This window comes from Streptomyces sp. NBC_01296 (assembly GCF_035984415.1).
Classification (GTDB): Bacteria; Actinomycetota; Actinomycetes; order Streptomycetales; family Streptomycetaceae; genus Streptomyces.
Genome location: NZ_CP130720.1, coordinates 8,654,507 through 8,670,284 on the forward strand (window position 1 = coordinate 8,654,507; position 15,778 = coordinate 8,670,284).

Here is a 15,778-nt window from a genome sequence, read left to right on the forward strand (position 1 = left end):
CCGCGGTGCTGGTGAGCAGGGTCTGTACGGGTCGGCCAACTGGTACGGCTGGCGGTTTCCGCTCTCGTCGGGTGGGTGGAGGCCGGTTGTGGCCACCATCGTGGTCAGCGCCGCGAGTCCTTCGGTGGGGAGCCGGCCGCCTGCGCCGGCTGGTCCTCAGCAAGCGCGCCGCGCCCGCCGACGACCTGCTCAGCTACCTCACGGACGGCGCTCTCACCGACGACGAAGTGACCTTCATGGGGATCACGCTGCTCGTCGCGGGCCATGAGACGACCGCCAACATGCTCTCCCTGGGCGTCTTCACCCTCCTCGAACACCCCGACCAGCTGGCCCGGCTCCTGGCCGACCCCTCGCTCGCCGAACACGCCGTGGAAGAGCTCATGCGGCACCAGACCATCATCCACGCCGGCCCCACCCGGGCGGCCCTGGAGGACGTCGAGCTGGCCGGAGAGGTGATCAGGGCCGGTGAGGCGGTGACCGTGTCCCTGGTCGCCGCCAACCGCGACGCCCACCGCTTCCCCGACCCGGACACCCTCGACCTCGCCAACCCGGCCGCCCAGGGGCAGTTGGGGTTCGGCTTCGGCATCCACCAGTGCACGGGCCAGCAGCGCGCGCCTGGAGATGCAGATCGCCCTCAAGGAACTGTTCCGGCGCTTCCCCGGCCTCCGGCTCGCGCGGCCGGCGCGGGACATCGAGATGCGCGACACCATGTCCATCTACGACGTCCACCACCTGCCGCTCCTTCTCGGTGCCGAACAGGGGCGAACCGCCGCGCCTCAACGCGCGGCGACGGTGACGATGAGCCCGATGATCAGCAGCGTGACATTCAGGGACTTGCTGAATGCGTCACCGGCCCGGGAAAAGGCCGAGGCGGGACTCGCCCCTCCTATGCGGGCCGCCAAGCCGACGACGGCCGCGAACAGGGCGGATGCCAGAAGGGCAAAGCAGATTCCGAAAAGCAGGGTGATCATCGCGGTGCTCATGGAAGACTCCTTTTCCTCGATCGGAAGCGTTCGGAAGCCGGTCCGCACCAGTGCAGCGGCATCTGGGCCGCCTCGGCAGCCGCTGCTCGCCTCACCCGATCGAACGTGCAGGTCAGGGCGGCTGCTGTGAGGTGTCCGGCCCGGACGGGACCGGACCGGACCGGACGGCAGGACGCGCCGGAGGGGGGAGTCTCATGGCAGGCGGAAGTGTCCCGAGCACAGCACGGCTGGAGTTCGCCAAGCGGCTCCAGGAGTTGTACGAAGCAGCCGATCGCCCCGACCTGACAGCGGTGGCGAAAAGGTCGGGGGTCACCGACCGCAAGGGCAAGCCGAGCAACAAGCCGATCAGCGCCTGGATGAGTCCCAGCGGCCACCACCCGGGAAGTTGGCGCACCTTCCGTCCCGTACTCAAAGACCTGATCAGGCTGGCGGCGGAAGAGCGCGCATTCACGGCGCGGAACGCGGCACTGGGCGACGAGGATCAGTGGAAACGCTGGTACCAGAACGCCGTTTCCTCGGGCCGCGCCCGCCCCGCGCCGGCCGGGTTCGACGCCGCGTGCAAGACGTACTTTGCCCAACTGCGGCGACGGCACGCACAGCTCGCCGTCGTCGCCTCCCCGCATTCGCCGGTCCGCCCCGATCCACTCCGGCTGACCGACGTGTTCGTCGCCCCGGCCGTTCGTCCGGAGACGCCGGCGCAGGGTGGGGGACTGGGCGCGCCGCCGGCCCGCCGCGCCGACGCGTCGGCCTCCGACCGTTGGCCGCTGGACGACGGCCGGACCCGCCCCGCCTTCCAGGTACTGGCCCAAGAAGACGCGCGCCGGATCGTGCTGCTCGGCGACCCGGGCCACGGCAAGTCGACACTGGCGCGCTACCTCGCGCTGACGCTCGCGGACGCGATGGACAAAGACCATGAGGTGGACGCGGATCTCGCGCCGCTCGCGGGGGCGTTGCCGCTCCTGGTGGAGCTCGGCGCGTACGCCGACCCGCAGTGGCGCACCGGCACACTCCTCGACCTCGTCGACCGCCTCCACCACACCCAAGGGCCCGGCCTGCCGAAGGACGTACTCGACGCGTACCTGCATACCGGCGGCCGCGCGGTACTGATCTTCGACGGCCTCGACGAGGTCTTCGACCCACGGCTGCGCGAGGAGGTCACCGGCGAGATCGCGGGGCTCGCGGAACGCCACCCGAGCGCCCGCCTCGTGGTGACGTCCCGGATCGTCGACTACCAGCACGCCGTACTCGAACGCGAGGGCTTCCGCATCCATGTACTGCGGGACTTCGACCGGGCGCGGATCGACGCGTTCGTGACCCGCTGGTATCGCTTGGCCTTCCCCGAACAGCCCGCCGAGGCGGCCCGCCTGCGGGAGCGTCTGCTGGCCGCCATCGACGACACACCGGCGGCGGCTGAGCTCGCGGGCAACCCGCTGATGCTCACCATGCTGGCCCTTCGCGGTGAACACCGGGACCTGCCGAGGGACCGGCGCGCGGTGCTCGAACAGACCGTGAGCACGTTCATCGCCCAGTGGGACCCCGGCCGGTTCGCGCGCGACAAACGGGTGGCCGAGGACGCGGGGCGCCTGCGCGCCGGCGAGCGGATGGAGCTGCTGCGCCGCGTGGCCCATCGGATGCAGACCGGGGCGGGCGGGACGGCGGGAAACCTCCTGACGGACGCGGAGTTGACCGCGGAACTCGACGGTTACCTGCGCGACAAGCTCCCACCCGATCGCTCGCCGGCGCTCACCCGCGCGATGCTGGAGGAGTTCCGCGTACGCAACGGGATCCTCAGTCACTTCGGCGGCGCGATGTACGGATTCCTCCATCGCGCGCTGCTCGAATACCTCGACGCGGCGGATCTCCACCACCGGCTCACCGTCGAGCGCAGCCTGACCGAGGACGCGCTCGTTCACCAGGAGTACGGCGAGCACTGGAACGACCCCTCCCGGCAGGAATCCCTCGTCCTCACCGCAGGCATGGTCGAACCTCGGGTCGCCGGACGGATCGTCGACCACCTCCTGGCGGCCGATCCGCTGTGGTTCGTCCGCCTGTCCGGGGCGTCTTCGCGCGAGATCCCCCACCACATCGTGCTCGCCGCCCGCTGCCTCGGTGAGGTCCGCGACCCCGGCGCACTGCCTGCCCAGTGCTCCGCCGTCGTCAGCGCGGTGATCGCGCTGATCGAGCACGTGGTCGCGGAACGAGCACAGGCGGGTTCGCCGGTGATGCTCGCGGTGGAACAAACCCTGCCGCCCGTGTTCGCCCGGCTCGGCGCACGCTGTCCCGCTGTCCATCGGCTCTACTACGAGTGGTACCTGGCGCGCGGTCAGTTCCTCAGTGTCATGAGGGAAGGGGAGAACTTCGCCTGGTTCGAGGTACCACCGGCCGCACAGGTCGGCGCCGCACTGCTGGGCGACCACCCGGGGTTCTACGAGAACCTCTACAGCCAGGCGGCCTTCGGCCCCACGCCGGCCACCAGGCTGGAGGCCCTGCGTGCGCTCGTCCAGGAACGGCCCGATGACCCGCGACTGGCTGAACTGCTGCGCGAATGCGCAGAAGCGGACCCCGATGGAGATATGAGGGAGGGCTGGGTCCGGTTGTTCGCCCTGGCCCGTCGCACGGACCCGTCCGCCGCACGCTCGCTGCGACACTGGCTCGGCGACGACGACACCTACCTCCGCCGGGGAGCCTTGGGAGCACTCGTCAACGGCTGGCGCGACGAGCCCGAGACGTACGCCGCGATATGCCGGTACGCAGCCGATGACCCGGATCCCGAAGTCCGCCTCACCGCGGTGCGGTGCCTCGCTTCCGGCTGGCCGGGCGACCCCGACGCCGGGGCCGCCGTCCGCGAGCGGGCCGCGCGCGACCGGGACCCGAACCTGCGGGCTGACCTGTTTCCCGTCCTGGTCCAGGGCTGGCCCGACGACCCGCGGACCGCGGAGCTGCTGGAGGACGTCGCCGCCGGTCAGGCTGAGGAGAGGTGGCTGCGCAACGCCGCGAAGCAGGCGCTCGACCGGATGCGGCCCGGGCCCGTCCGCCCTGACGCTGCCCTCGCGTCCTACCCCGCACCGGCTGAAGATCCGCGCATCACCGCACTCGGGCCACTCGTCGTCGACCGCCGCGCCGACGCGCGAACTCCTCTGCTGCTGCGCGAGCGTGCCGAGGGACACCCGGACGCGGAAGTCCGCGTGGCCGCCGTGCGGGTCCTGGCCACGGGATGGCGCGATGATCCGCGTACGCTGCCGTGGCTGTGCGGGCTCGCCGCGTCACAGGCGAGCGAGTCGGTGCGGCAGGCCGCGCTGTGGGCCCTCGGCTCTCAGTGGCCGGGAGACCGCGAGGCCGGAGTGGTGCTGCGCCGCATCGCCGACGGCAAGGGCGAGCCGAGGACGCGCGAAATGGCTGTTCTCGCCCTTACCTCGGGATGGCGCGACGACCCGGACACCCGGCTGCTGCTGCGCAGACTCGCGGTCGGCCTGGACGCCACGTACGTACGGACGACGGCGGTACGGATGCTGGGCGCGAGCCTTCGCGACGACCCCGCGACCGAGGAACTGCTTCGTGAGCGGGCCGAGAAAGACCCCGATTCCTACGTCCGCACGGCCGCCGTCCGGGCCCTCGTCCTGGGCTTTCGTACCTCACGGACCGGCGATCTGCTGCGTCGGCTCGCCGTCGACGACCCCGACGAGTTCCTGCGCGCTGGAGTCATCCACCTCCTGGCCGCGGGCTGGCGCGAGGACCCGGCGACCGGCGAGCTGCTTCGGCGCATCGTCGCCGACGGCACCGAAGCGACGAGCCGGCGCGCGGCGGTCGAGGCGCTGGCCGGCGGCTGGCGCCACGACCCCGCCACCGAGGTGCTGCTTCGGGAGCGGGCCGCCGACGACTCCGATTGGCGACTGCGACAGGCGGCCGTGCAGGCGCTCGCCGACCGGTGGCCCCACGACCCGGAGATGCACGCCCTGGCCGAACGCCTCGCCGACGACATGTGACGGCCCGTCCGGACCGTGACAGGTCTACGGGGCACCCGTCACGGCTGCTGCTCCTCAAGGACCTCGATGCCGATCAGGCAGGTGTCGTCGTCGGTGTCGGACTTGCTGTACGTCAGCAGGCGGTCCAGGCGCTGGCCGAGGCTGTCGACCGGGGTCTGGGCGTTGGTCGGCAACTGGGTGAGGGACTCGTGCATCGCGGGCCCCCGGCTCGAGGAGGCGTCGGTGTACATGAGCAGGGTGTCCCCGGCTGCAGTTGCACCTCGTCCTCCTCGTAGACGACCTCCGGCAGGGGCCCCAGCAGCAGGCCGCCCGTGAGCGGCAGGGCACTGACCTGGTCCGTGCGGACCAGGACCGGATGCAGGTGTCCGGCTCGGGCCCACCGCAGGGTGCGGGTGGCCAGGTCGTACAGGGCGCAGACGGCAGTGGCGGTGACCTGGTCGGTGAGGTGGTGGGCGACGTTGTTGAGCCAGGACAGCAGCTGTGCCGGTCCGGCGCCCGTCATGGCCAGACCGCGCAGCGCGTTGCGCAGGACCACCATGCCGGTGGCCGCGTCGATGCCGTGGCCCGCGATGTCGCCGACGCACAGCAGGATGTGCTGCGAGGGCAGCACGACCGCGTCGTACCAGTCGCCGCCGACCAGGGCCTCGGACTAGGCGGGCCGGTAGCGCACGGCAACCTAGGGTACCGGTAAGACCCGTGTCACCGATCCTGCTGGCCAATTCCGTTGCTGGGCGGTCGTGACACTCGTTGGTCATGTAGCGGTCGTGTTCTTCCGTCTGCGGTCGCGGGGTGGGGTGTGGGGTGTCGATGCGGGCGCGGCCGTGGCCGCAGGTGCCGGAAACGACCGGGCGGGCAGCGCGGGCAGCGGCGGCGAAAGGGCCGTATCCGTTGGCGATGCGGGTGCGCGACGAGCTCGGCGAGTTGTTCGCGGATGTCGAGTTCGCCCAGGCGTTCGGGGTACGAGGCCGGCAAGGGTGGTCGCCGGGGCAGCTGGCACTGGTGACGGTGCTGCAGTTCGCTGAAAACCTCACCGACCGGGCCGCGGCGCATCGGGTGCGGTTCGGGATGGACTTCAAGTACGCGCTGGGCCTGGACCTGGACGATCCAGGTTTCGACGCGTCGGTCCTGTCCGAGTTCCGCGCTCGTCTGGTGGCGCACAACCTGGAGGAACGGGCCTTGGACCTGCTGCTGGGCGTATTGAAGAGCAAGGGCCTGGTGAAGGCCGGCGGGCAGCAGCGGACGGACTCTACTCGCGTGCTCGCCGCGGTGCGCGACCTGAACCGCCTGGAGCTGGCCGGCGAAACCCTACGTACCGCCCTGGAGGTTGTGGCCTGCGCGGCACCCGGCTGGCTATCCGAGGTGGTACCGATCCCACAGTGGACAGAGCGGTACGGGCCGCGAATCGACTCCTGGCAGCTGCCTTCTTCCCAGGCCAAGCGCACCGAGATGGCACTGGCCTACGGCCAGGACGGCTTCGCGCTTCTGGAAGCTGCGCATGCCGCAGGCGCTCCGGTGTGGCTGCGAGAACTTCCCGCAGTGCAGATCCTGCGGATGGTGTGGGTGCAGAACTACACGCGAACGGTCACCGAGACCGGGCTGGAGGTGCAGCGGCGGGAGAGCCAGGATCTCCCGCCGAGCAGACTGCGTCTGACCTCACCGTATGACCTGGACGCGCGCTACGGCCTCAAACAGGGCTCATGGTGGACCGGCTACAAGGTTCACATCAGCGAGACCTGCGACCCGGAGGAGGAGATCCTCCCGGCTGTCGGCGGGACTGCTCTCGCCTCCGGATCGGGTGAGGCCGGCCCACTGCGCGTCATTACCAACATCGCGACCACCGACGCCACCGTGACCGACGCGGAGATGACCGAGTCGATCCACCACATGCTCGCCGCCCGCGACCTGTTGCCCGCCGAGCATTATCTGGACTCCGGCTACCCCTCCGCCGAGCTGATCGTCGGTATGAAGGAGGGCTTTGGCGTCACCCTGGTCACCCCGGTCCTGTTGGACAGCTCACCCCAGGCCCGCTCCGGTGCCGGCTTCGGTCGCACCGCCTTCGCCATCGACTGGGACAACCGGCAGGCCACCTGCCCGCGCGGACACACCAGCACCTGGTGGAGCCCCGCCGTCCAACGCGGTACCAAGGCCATCGTGGTCAAGTTCGACAAGGAGACCTGCCAGCCATGCCCGGTCCGAGACAAGTGCACGCGGGCCAAAAACGGCGGCCGCACACTCTCCCTGCGCGCCCGCGAGCAGCAACAGGTCCTCGATGAGGCCCGCACTCAGCAGACCAGTCAGGAATGGCGGGCCAAGTACGCCACCCGCGCTGGCGTCGAGGGCACCATCCACCAGGCCATGGCCGTCACCGGTATGAGACGCGCCCGCTACCGCGGCCTGAAGAAGACTCACCTGGAACACGCGTTCTCAGCGGTCGCGCTCAACCTCATCCGTCTCGACGCCTGGTGGAACGGCCGTCCCCTCGACCGAACCCGCACCAGCCACCTCGCCCGACTCGACCAGCAGGACTTCAACCTCACCGGTTGATCACGGGCCTGCTTGCAGAGAGACTGCGACTCATGAGGTTCACAGGCTTGCCCGTCGACACGCAGACCACCGGCGTCGCAGCGGACCTCTCCATGCAACGGCGGGCTCACCAGTGAGTACCAACCTGCCCTACTTCCGCTACCACCCCGACCCCGTCGCAAGCGAGTCCATCCGCGAGAGTGACGAGACCTGCGCCTGCTGCAACCGCAACACGGGGTGGATCTACACCGCTACTTTCTTCACGGCCCAGGATGTCAGCGGGAGGTTCTGCCCCTGGTGCATCGCCGACGGCAGTGCCGCTGAACGATTCGAAGGTGAATTTACCGACGCATACGGGCTCGACGGCGTCAGCGAGGAAACCCTGGTGCAGGTCACCCGCCGCACCCCCGGTTTCCACGCCTGGCAGGATCCGCACTGGCTTGTCCACTGCAACGACGCGGCCGCCTTCATCGGCGAGGTCGGATACACGGAACTGGCAGCCCACCCAGAGGCCCTCGACCAGCTTCGACTCGACCTTCGGATGAGCGGTTGGCACGACGCGTCCCAGCTCGACACCTTCCTGACCCACCTCGGGCAGGGGGCAAGCGCCATGCTCTTCCGCTGCACGGTCTGCGGCACCCATCTCGCCTACGCCGACGCTTCATAGCCACGCCCAACTCAGCAGGTGCCCTTTCCCTTCAAAGGATCTGCACCCAACGGAATTGACCAGCAGGATCGTCACCAGCCGCAAACGAGCGTCAGGGTTTCGTGATCGTGGTCTTCTTGGGCTGGCGGGGCACAGCCTTGGTCTTGTCGAGGTGCCCGTAGACCGTGGAACGGGGAACGCCGAACAGGTCCGCGATCTGCTGGACGGTCTTCTCGCGGGCGTCGTACAGCTGCTGGGCGAGCGCGGCCTGTTCTGGGCTGAGGCGGGGCCGTCCGGCCGCCGACGCGGCCGCGGGCCCGAGCTGAGGCGAGGCCGTCCATGGTGTTGGCCACGATGAGCTCACGCTGGAGCTCGGCGAGCACCGACAGCATGCCGAACATCGCTCGGCCCTCGACGGTGGAAGTGTCGATGCCCTGCTCGATGACGTGCAGTCCGATCCCGCGCTCGCGCAGGTTCGCGCCGAGGGTGACCAGGTGCAGCACGGACCGGGAGAGCCGGTCGAGCCGGGTGATCTTCAGCGTATCGCCGGGGCGCAGCAGCTGCAGGACGAGTTAGAGCTTCGGGCGGGACGCCTTCGCGCCGCTCGCGGTGTCGACGTGGATGTCGCCAAGGCCCACTCCGTGCCGCAGTAGTGCGTCGATCTGATGGCGAGCTCAAGCGGTCAGCGCATCACCGCTGTTCAGGAGCCCAGCGTAGACCTCCGCGGGAGTGCGGTAGCCGTGGGTCTTGCGTGGACGGTGGTTGAGTTCGTGGGCGATGGCGTCCAGGTCGGCCTGGCTGAACGTGCGGAGGTCAGCTCCCTTGGGTAGGTACTGCCGTAGCAGTCGGTTGGTGTTCTCATTGGTGCCGCGCTGCCACGGGCTGCGCGGCTTGCAGAGGTAGATCGGCATCCGGGTCTCGGCGGTGATGGCCTGGTGCTCGGCTATCTCCCGGCCGCGGTCCCAAGTGAGCGTTCGACGCAGTTGGGGCGGGATGCTGAGGAGGCTCCTGGTGAGATGCGGGGTGACCTGCTCGGCCTTGATGCCGTCCGGCAGCGCGACGATGGTCGTGTAGCGGCTGGTGTGTTCGACCAGCGTGGCGACTGCCGAGGGCCGGCTGCCCATCACGAGGTCGCCCTCCCAATGGCCGGGGACCTTGCGGTCCTCGACCTCGGCGGGGCGGTCGGTGATGGACACCATGCCGCGGATGATCCCCCGGCCCGTGGGACGGCGGGCGAGCTTCGGACGGCGCATCGGCCTGCCTGACCTCAGCCGCTGGGTGAGGCTGCGGTCGATCGCCTGGCGCCGGCGAGGGTCGTAGAGCGAGAGATAGATCGCTTCGTGCGAGATCTGCATGGAGGCGTCACCAGGAAACTGCCGTCGCAGCCATCCTGCGATCTGCTCGGGTGACCAGCACAGAGCCAGCTTGGCCTCCACCAGGACGCGCAGAGCGGGCCGCTGGGCGAGCTTGGCCTGCTTGGGCCGACACCCGCGTCCGTAGGCAGCTGCATCGGCGGTGGCGGCTCGGTAACGGTCTCGGCCGCCGTTGCGGGCGATCTCGCGGGAGACGGTCGAAGGGGACCGGCCCAGCCGCTTGGCCAGCTGCCGGGCCGATTCTCCCGCCGCGATGCCGCGAGAGATCTCCTCCCTTTCGCGGCCACTCAAATGCCGCTCTGACCGCGCTTGCGGGACGAGGCGGACGCCGCCGCTCTGGTACAGGAAGCGACGAGCGTGCTGCATCGGTGCCCCGAGCGCCCGCGCGATCAGGCTGAACGACTGCCCCTCGCGCCAGCGTCTCCATATCTCGTCCTGCTGAGCCGGCGAAAACCCGTAGTCACGCACCTGTGCCTCCACGATCACATGATCATCCGTGGGTGGTGCGTTGATCACTTGAGGGTGCCTTGTTTTCCGACACTCGGAGGTCGCCCCCTGGCAGGGGTCACGAGCGGGATGCTGGTCCGTTCGCTCCGTATCGCAGGCCGTCGAGGAGCAGGTCGAGGAGGCGGCCAGCCCGTTCGCGTTGGTCGGGAGCGCTGGTGACCAGCGCGACGCCGGCCAGGCTGAAGCCGACGTCGAAGGGGTCGATGTCCCGGCGCAGGAGGTTGGCGTCGGCGCCGGCGCTCAGCAGGGTGTCGATCGCGGTGGCGAGTTTGTCGAGGGTCTGGGCGAAGGGGTCGGCGCCGGAGGCGACCGCGGCCCGCAGTGCGTCCGCCATGCCCTGCTTGGCCGCCAGGTAGTCGATGAAGTCGTCCATCCACAGGCGGAGCGCCTCGTCCGGCGCATGGTCGGCCAGCCGTTGCGCTGCGCTGTCGCAGACGCGGGCGAGCTCGTTGCGGTAGGCCGCCTCGACGAGCGCCTCGCGGGTAGGGAAGTGGCGGTAGAGCGTGGCCGAGCCGACGCCCGCGGCCTTGGCGATCGTGTCGATCGCGACGTCCGGGCCTTTCTCGGAGAAGGCGCGTACGGCCGCCTCCAGGATGCGTTCCCGATTGCGGCGGGCATCGGCGCGCAACACGCTCGGCTTGGTGGTCAAGGCTGTTCCCTTCGTCGTGACCAGTCTAGCTGGACAACCGGGGAGTTCCCCGCTTACGGTGATGGAGAACCGGGGAACTCCCCACTTACGGCGTTGGCCGTGATGCTCCACGTGCAAGGAATTGGCGATCATGACAGTTCAGCAGCCCATCGGCTCCGGCTTCGGGGCCCGCAGCACCGCGGCCGAGGTCCTGGCCGGCCTCGACCTCACCGGAAGGCTCGCCGTCGTCACCGGCGGCAGCTCCGGGCTGGGGTTGGAGACCAGCCGCGCCCTGCGCGGGGCTGGCGCGAGCGTCGTCGTCGCCGTCCGCCGTCCGGAGGCGGCCGCGGAAGCCTTCGACGCCGCGGACGGGGTCGAGGTGCGCCGCCTGGACCTGGGCGACCAGGCCAGCGTGCACACCTTCGCGGACGAATTCCTGGCCACGGGCCGCGGCATCGACATCCTCATCAACAACGCGGGCGTGATGGCCCTGCCCGAGACCCGCCTCGGTCCCGGCTGGGAGGGGCAGTTCGCCACCAACCACCTGGGCCACTACACGCTCACGAACCGGCTGTGGCCCGCACTCGCAGCCGACGGCGGCGCGCGCGTGGTCGCGCTCAGCTCGGTGGGGCACCGCTACTCGCCGATCCGCTGGGACGACGTCATGTTCGACCACGGATACGACAAGGCCGTCGCCTACGGGCAGTCCAAGACCGCGAACGCGCTGTTCGCGGTCCACCTCGATGCGCTGGGCCGCGAGCAGCAGGTGCGCGCTTTCGCCGTCGCCCCCGGCGCCGTCATGACCCCGCTCCAGCGGCACATGACCCGCGAGGAGATGATCGCGTTCGGCTGGATCGACGAGCAGGGCAACATCGCCCCCGGCTTCAAGACCCCCGAACAGGGCGCCGCCACCCAGGTCTGGGCGGCCACCTCCCCGCAGCTGGCCGACGAGGGCGGTGTCTACCTGAACGACTGCGACGTCGCCCAGCTCTCCCAGGACGACGCGCCCGGAGTGCGGCCCTACGCGGTTGACCCGGACCAGGCGGCCCGCCTGTGGACCCTGTCCGCCCAGCTGACCGACACCAACGCGTTCGCGACCCGGTGACACGACGGCAACGCGGACTCCCCCTCAAGGCATCTGAAATCTCAGCAAGGAAGGCCACGCAATCATGACGAACACCGACCTGACCGCCGTCGCGAACGAAGCGCAGGCATGGTTCGACGGATACGTCGAGACGTTCATCGCACTGGCGGCACAGGGCAGCACCGACCCCGCGCCGCTGCTGGACTACTTCTCCGTGCCGATCAGCATGACCACCGGGGCGGCCCACGCCGTGCTCACCTCCGCGGAGGCGCTCTCCCAGGGCCTTGGACACGAGCTGCGCGGACTGCGGGACGCCGACTACGGGGGCAGCAAGGCCCTGGACCCGGTGGTGCGCGCGCTCAACGAGCGGGCCGCCGAGATCGAGGTGACCTGGGCGCGCCAGGACCGCGAGGGGCGGGAGTTCCAGCGTGTCCGTGTGCTCTACCTCGTCGCCCGGACCGACGCGGGCTGGCGGACCGTCGCGTCCGTGATCCTGGCCGGCTGACCAGGCCGCGGCTCGCGGACGGCCAGGTGCCCGCCCCCTGAGGAGATCCGCTCCGCCCTGGCCGTCCGCGCGGCGCGAAGACAACGGCCGTCCCGCGTGACGGCAGACCTGCATTCGAGGGAGCCCCGATGAGTGAAGCGGACCTGAACCGCGTCTCGCGGCGCAGCCATGCGGCGAAGGCGCAGTTCTACCGTTGGTTTCAGAGGGCGGTATGAGAGCGTGTAGGCGTTTTATCGTCACCTGAACGTGTGGCGGCACGGCATCCCGGTCCTTCGGCGGTCATGGGCATGGTGGGCTGAACACCGTGAGCGAGCGCACGCCCTACAAGACCGATCTGAGCGACGAGCAGTGGGCGCTGGTCGAGCCGGTGATCGTCGCGTGGAAGGCCGTCCATCCCTCGGTCAGCGGCCATCAGGGCCGGTACGCGATGCGGGAGATCGTCAACGCGCTGCTCTACCAGGGGCGAACGGGTTGCCAGTGGGAGCTGCATCCCGCACGACGCCAGGGTCCCGAAGGCGGCCCCGCCGATGGCCGATGACGGATGCTTGTCGCTCGATGTGATGGGTCACCGAGACATCTCACCATCACTGTCGGGCTCTCCCACGCGGCCGTGGTCCTGACGGCGAAGCAGGCCGGAGAGACGGACCCGTGGCCGGGAGCGCCGCTGGGGCGGCAGCGGTGGTGGGACAGGGGCCAGGTGATGCTGGAGCCGGGTGTGGCGGAATTGGTAGAACGCTCCGTTTCGGCGTAGTACGCCACGTCGGTGGGCGTCCTCCAGGAAGGCGCTCACGGCCCATGGCAGTCGTCCGGTCAGCGGCAGCCAGCCGCGTGCAAGGATCACCCAGCGGCCCCAGGCGGTCAGCGCGAGCGCGGCCACGAGCGCGCTCCCGAGTCCGATCAGAATCCCGGATCGCAGCCCCAGGGCGGGTGTCCACACCACGGGGATGCCCCATATCTGCCGGGGCAGCAGACCGGCCATAATCCAGCTCCCGAGCAGGATGAGAAGCCCGAACACCACTCCGAGTACCAGCGCCTGGCGGAGTACCGTCGTGCGGTTGGTGTTCAGCAGACCGGTGGGACTGGTGGCCTCCTGCGTGTCGATGGGCTCCTCGAACCAGGCCGTGGAGCCGAGGACGAGCGCGGCCCCGACTCCGACCACCAGACGTCGGAGGCGTTTTGGACCTTGAGTCGGTCTGCTGCCGAGCCCGTGTCCGGTGCTGGGATGCAGCTGGAGGGGCAGGCCTTTTGGTGTGTCCTGTTCCGGGTGAGTGCTTGCTGGAGTTCGTCGGGTCATGGTGGAGCAGCCGGGGATGCCGGAGGTGGTGGCTTTCTCGCTGGTGGTTTTGGGGCTTTGGGCTTCTCGACGGTGGCGTGGAGGTGTCAGGCCAGGACGTTGACGGCGCGGGCGATGACGAGGCCGAGGATGAGCAGTGAGACCAGGGCCTGGATCCCCATGGCGATCTTTGCCCAGGCTGCCAGCGGCATGACGTCGGTGGGGCTGAACGCGGTGGCGTTGGTGAGCGCGAGGTAGAGGTAGTCGATGTAGTGCGGCCGCCAGTGCGCGGCATTCAGCTCGGGGCTGAGCTGCTGGGGGAAGGCGAGCTGGGGGATGAGGGGCATGCGGTGCGCGCGGGCGGCGGAACCGCCGCTGTCGAGCTCGAAGTACAGCAGCGAGAACGCGAGAATGGTGCCGGCCCAGACCGCTCCGCCGGCCTGTAGCAGGCTCGCGGCGGAACTGGTTTCCTTCCCGCCGTGAATGAGGTCGTCGACCAGCCGGATCGTCGACCACACGGCACTGCACGCCAGAACACCGACCAGCGCGATCGAGGCAGCGCGCAGAGCGGTCGAGCGGCGGTCGATCCGGCCGGGGTCACCCGCGATCAGCGCCAATAGAAGCAGTCCCTCGATCACGGGAAGCACCCAGCGTGGCGCCAGACGCAGGTCATCGGGCAGCAGCAAGGTCAGCATGATCGCCGCCACGACGGCAGCCGCCATGGGCCAGCGGGCCTCACCGGCCACCCCGTGATCGCGCCGCACCGCGAAAGGACCACGAGCGCCGTCTCCACTCACCTGGGGTACTCCTGACGGGTAGAGCGGTATGGCACGCGCAACGGATCCGCCCGCCTTCTTCCCCGAAGGGACAGAAGCCGGACGGGCGGATGACGGACCAGTGGCGGACAAGAACGTCGGAGGTTTCGAGCGGCGAGCCACGACATGGGTAGATGGTTGCGCTGATCCCGTATCGGGAGGTGACGCCGCGCCCTGAATCGGACCAAGTCTTCGCGGCTTTCCGGGGACCGTGCCCGCCTACCGGCACGCCGCTGCGCGTAGCCCAGCGCCCGCAATTCGGCTGTCGGCGCTCTCGCGGGCCCATGGTTGCGAGAAGCCGCCTTCGCAGTTACGACGGCCCGCCACGACGCCGGGGCCGGGACCGGCCGCTCTCATCCGGCCCCAGCTCCTCATCCTCGGCGGACGTGTCTGAAACATCGTGTAAGTCCGTGATGTGACAGCCTGGCCCGGGGCTCGGCCTCGGGCCTGTGGGCCAGGCGGATCGGACGAGTCATGGCAGACAAAGAAGAAGCGGCTGTGTCCGTGGCCGGCGACGAGATGGTCGACGAGGCCGTCGAGCGACTGCTCGAGAAGGCTGACGCCTCAGGAGCGGCCCTGCTCGGCGAGGGCGGGCTGCTGACGGAGATCACCAAAGCCGTACTCGAGCGGGCTCTGAAAGCCGAGATGAGCGAGCACCTCGGCTACGAGCGTGGAGATCCTGCAGGTCACGGGTCGGGGAACTCCCGAAACGGGACCTCGCCCAAGACGGTCCTGACCGATGCTGGCGCAGTTACGTTGGCGGTGCCGCGGGACCGCAACGGCGAAATGGATGGCACACAGTTGGGTGGGACGCCGCGGGTGGGGCTTTCGGCCGGCCAGTTGGGTGGGGTGGGTGAGCCGGCCCGGGCAGGCCTGTCCCGCTGGTCTCTCGGCGGCGGTGAGGTCTTCGAGGGCCTGGCGCTGCTTGCGGCGGCACGGAGGGCCTCCGGCGGTCGGTGCGGGGCGTAAGCCGCAAGTCGTGCACACCGTTAGCTACAACGCAGTTACCCAGCGTGAATGCATGCAGGGTCGTCGAGCAGGGAGGGTCGCACCAGTGCACGCCTCAAAAGGGGACCGCCTCGTAGTGCACGGCCGAGTCGTGGGCGAGCATGATCGAGTTGTCGAGATCGTCGAAGTCCTCGGCCCGGATGGATCACCGCCCTACAAGGTGAGGGCCGCAAATGGTCTCGAAAGCATCATGTCGCCCGGGCCGGACAGTCAGGTTCAGCACCTCAAGAGCGACCAGACCTGACAGAACCCCACTTCAACTCCCAAGGGCTCGCCGACCGGCAGCCTCTGCCGGCAGGTCGGCGCCGCCCATACGAAGCGCCCCGGCGTATCACGTCGGGGCGCTTCGTATGGAGCAGTGGCGGTCTCGGGTGGCTCCGGCGGCCTTGATGTTGCCGAGGGCCCTCTGACAACTTTCGTGTCGTCCGATACCGCGTGGGCGGGACGATG

General features: G+C 69.6%; 12 protein-coding genes and 5 pseudogenes. 9 read left to right on the forward strand and 8 right to left on the reverse strand.

The genetic code is table 11. From position 1 onward, the window contains the following. Nucleotides 1–236: 236 nt before the first annotated feature. Nucleotides 237–548, forward strand: a pseudogene (locus tag OG299_RS39445) (cytochrome P450); the annotation flags it as partial. 228 nt (nucleotides 549–776) lie between these two features. Here the strand turns inward: OG299_RS39445 and OG299_RS39450 are convergent. Further along, nucleotides 777–983 (reverse strand): hypothetical protein, encoded by a 207-nt coding sequence (locus OG299_RS39450; protein WP_327364701.1) that lies wholly within the window; start codon nucleotides 981–983, stop codon nucleotides 777–779. A gap of 194 nt (nucleotides 984–1,177) precedes the next feature. Between OG299_RS39450 and OG299_RS39455 the strand changes: the two genes are divergently transcribed. Beyond that, nucleotides 1,178–4,966 (forward strand): HEAT repeat domain-containing protein, encoded by a 3,789-nt coding sequence (locus OG299_RS39455; RefSeq protein WP_327364278.1) that lies wholly within the window; start codon nucleotides 1,178–1,180, stop codon nucleotides 4,964–4,966. A 38-nt stretch (nucleotides 4,967–5,004) separates the two neighbouring features. Here the strand turns inward: OG299_RS39455 and OG299_RS39460 are convergent. Continuing rightward, nucleotides 5,005–5,642: pseudogene (locus OG299_RS39460) on the reverse strand (PP2C family protein-serine/threonine phosphatase); the annotation flags it as partial. A gap of 218 nt (nucleotides 5,643–5,860) precedes the next feature. Between OG299_RS39460 and OG299_RS39465 the strand changes: the two are divergent. Both OG299_RS39465 and OG299_RS39470 read left to right on the forward strand, forming a co-directional pair. Then, a complete protein-coding gene (locus tag OG299_RS39465; protein ID WP_327364279.1) occupies nucleotides 5,861–7,510 on the forward strand; it encodes an IS1182 family transposase in 1,650 nt (549 codons plus the stop codon). A gap of 112 nt (nucleotides 7,511–7,622) precedes the next feature. Beyond that, a complete protein-coding gene (locus OG299_RS39470; protein WP_327364280.1) occupies nucleotides 7,623–8,156 on the forward strand; it encodes a CbrC family protein in 534 nt (177 codons plus the stop codon). A gap of 91 nt (nucleotides 8,157–8,247) precedes the next feature. Here OG299_RS39470 and OG299_RS42935 read toward each other — a convergent pair whose 3' ends face one another. The 4 genes and pseudogenes from OG299_RS42935 to OG299_RS39490 form a co-directional block, all read right to left on the reverse strand. Further along, entirely contained in the window at nucleotides 8,248–8,499 is a 252-nt protein-coding gene (locus OG299_RS42935) for a helix-turn-helix domain-containing protein (protein WP_442817563.1), read from the reverse strand. 1 nt (nucleotide 8,500) lies between these two features. Further along, nucleotides 8,501–8,701, reverse strand: a pseudogene (locus tag OG299_RS42940) (recombinase family protein); the annotation flags it as partial. A gap of 108 nt (nucleotides 8,702–8,809) precedes the next feature. Beyond that, nucleotides 8,810–9,976 carry an IS30 family transposase gene (locus OG299_RS39485; protein WP_442817610.1) on the reverse strand — a complete coding sequence of 389 codons (1,167 nt, stop codon included), beginning with the start codon at nucleotides 9,974–9,976 and terminating at the stop codon, nucleotides 8,810–8,812. A gap of 97 nt (nucleotides 9,977–10,073) precedes the next feature. Then, nucleotides 10,074–10,664, reverse strand: coding sequence for a TetR/AcrR family transcriptional regulator (locus tag OG299_RS39490; protein WP_327364283.1), 591 nt, complete (start codon nucleotides 10,662–10,664; stop codon nucleotides 10,074–10,076). 130 nt (nucleotides 10,665–10,794) lie between these two features. Between OG299_RS39490 and OG299_RS39495 the strand changes: the two genes are divergently transcribed. The 3 genes and pseudogenes from OG299_RS39495 to OG299_RS39505 form a co-directional block, all read left to right on the forward strand. Further along, nucleotides 10,795–11,748: an SDR family NAD(P)-dependent oxidoreductase gene (locus OG299_RS39495; RefSeq protein WP_327364284.1), complete on the forward strand. Its 954-nt coding sequence runs from the start codon at nucleotides 10,795–10,797 to the stop codon at nucleotides 11,746–11,748. A 64-nt stretch (nucleotides 11,749–11,812) separates the two neighbouring features. After that, complete coding sequence (locus tag OG299_RS39500; RefSeq protein WP_327364285.1) at nucleotides 11,813–12,232, forward strand: DUF6841 family protein; 420 nt, start codon at nucleotides 11,813–11,815, stop codon at nucleotides 12,230–12,232. 304 nt (nucleotides 12,233–12,536) lie between these two features. Beyond that, nucleotides 12,537–12,725 (forward strand): annotated as a pseudogene (locus OG299_RS39505) (transposase); the annotation flags it as partial. Nucleotides 12,726–12,797: 72 nt separating this feature from the next. On the opposite strand, the gene OG299_RS39510 reads toward OG299_RS39505, so the two are convergent. Together OG299_RS39510 and OG299_RS39515 are read right to left on the reverse strand one after the other, a co-directional pair. Continuing rightward, the gene (locus tag OG299_RS39510; RefSeq protein WP_327364287.1) at nucleotides 12,798–13,391 is read right to left on the reverse strand and encodes a hypothetical protein; all 594 of its coding nucleotides are present in this window, start codon (nucleotides 13,389–13,391) and stop codon (nucleotides 12,798–12,800) included. A gap of 221 nt (nucleotides 13,392–13,612) precedes the next feature. Further along, nucleotides 13,613–14,227 (reverse strand): cytochrome c family protein, encoded by a 615-nt coding sequence (locus OG299_RS39515; RefSeq protein ID WP_327364288.1) that lies wholly within the window; start codon nucleotides 14,225–14,227, stop codon nucleotides 13,613–13,615. A 567-nt stretch (nucleotides 14,228–14,794) separates the two neighbouring features. Between OG299_RS39515 and OG299_RS39520 the strand changes: the two are divergent. Beyond that, nucleotides 14,795–15,112 (forward strand): annotated as a pseudogene (locus OG299_RS39520) (transposase); the annotation flags it as partial. 262 nt (nucleotides 15,113–15,374) lie between these two features. Further along, nucleotides 15,375–15,572 carry a DUF1918 domain-containing protein gene (locus tag OG299_RS39525; protein WP_327364289.1) on the forward strand — a complete coding sequence of 66 codons (198 nt, stop codon included), beginning with the start codon at nucleotides 15,375–15,377 and terminating at the stop codon, nucleotides 15,570–15,572. Nucleotides 15,573–15,778 lie beyond the last annotated feature (206 nt).

What these genes read in the sequence shown, in the direction of transcription:
- OG299_RS39450 (WP_327364701.1), bottom strand. Translation starts at nt 983, where the DNA reads ATGAGCACCGCGATGATCACCCTGCTTTTCGGAATCTGCTTTGCCCTT.
- OG299_RS39455 (WP_327364278.1), top strand. Translation starts at nt 1,178, where the DNA reads ATGGCAGGCGGAAGTGTCCCGAGCACAGCACGGCTGGAGTTCGCCAAG.
- OG299_RS39465 (WP_327364279.1), top strand. Translation starts at nt 5,861, where the DNA reads ATGCGGGTGCGCGACGAGCTCGGCGAGTTGTTCGCGGATGTCGAGTTC.
- OG299_RS39495 (WP_327364284.1), top strand. Translation starts at nt 10,795, where the DNA reads ATGACAGTTCAGCAGCCCATCGGCTCCGGCTTCGGGGCCCGCAGCACC.
- OG299_RS39500 (WP_327364285.1), top strand. Translation starts at nt 11,813, where the DNA reads ATGACGAACACCGACCTGACCGCCGTCGCGAACGAAGCGCAGGCATGG.
- OG299_RS39515 (WP_327364288.1), bottom strand. Translation starts at nt 14,227, where the DNA reads ATGGCGGCTGCCGTCGTGGCGGCGATCATGCTGACCTTGCTGCTGCCC.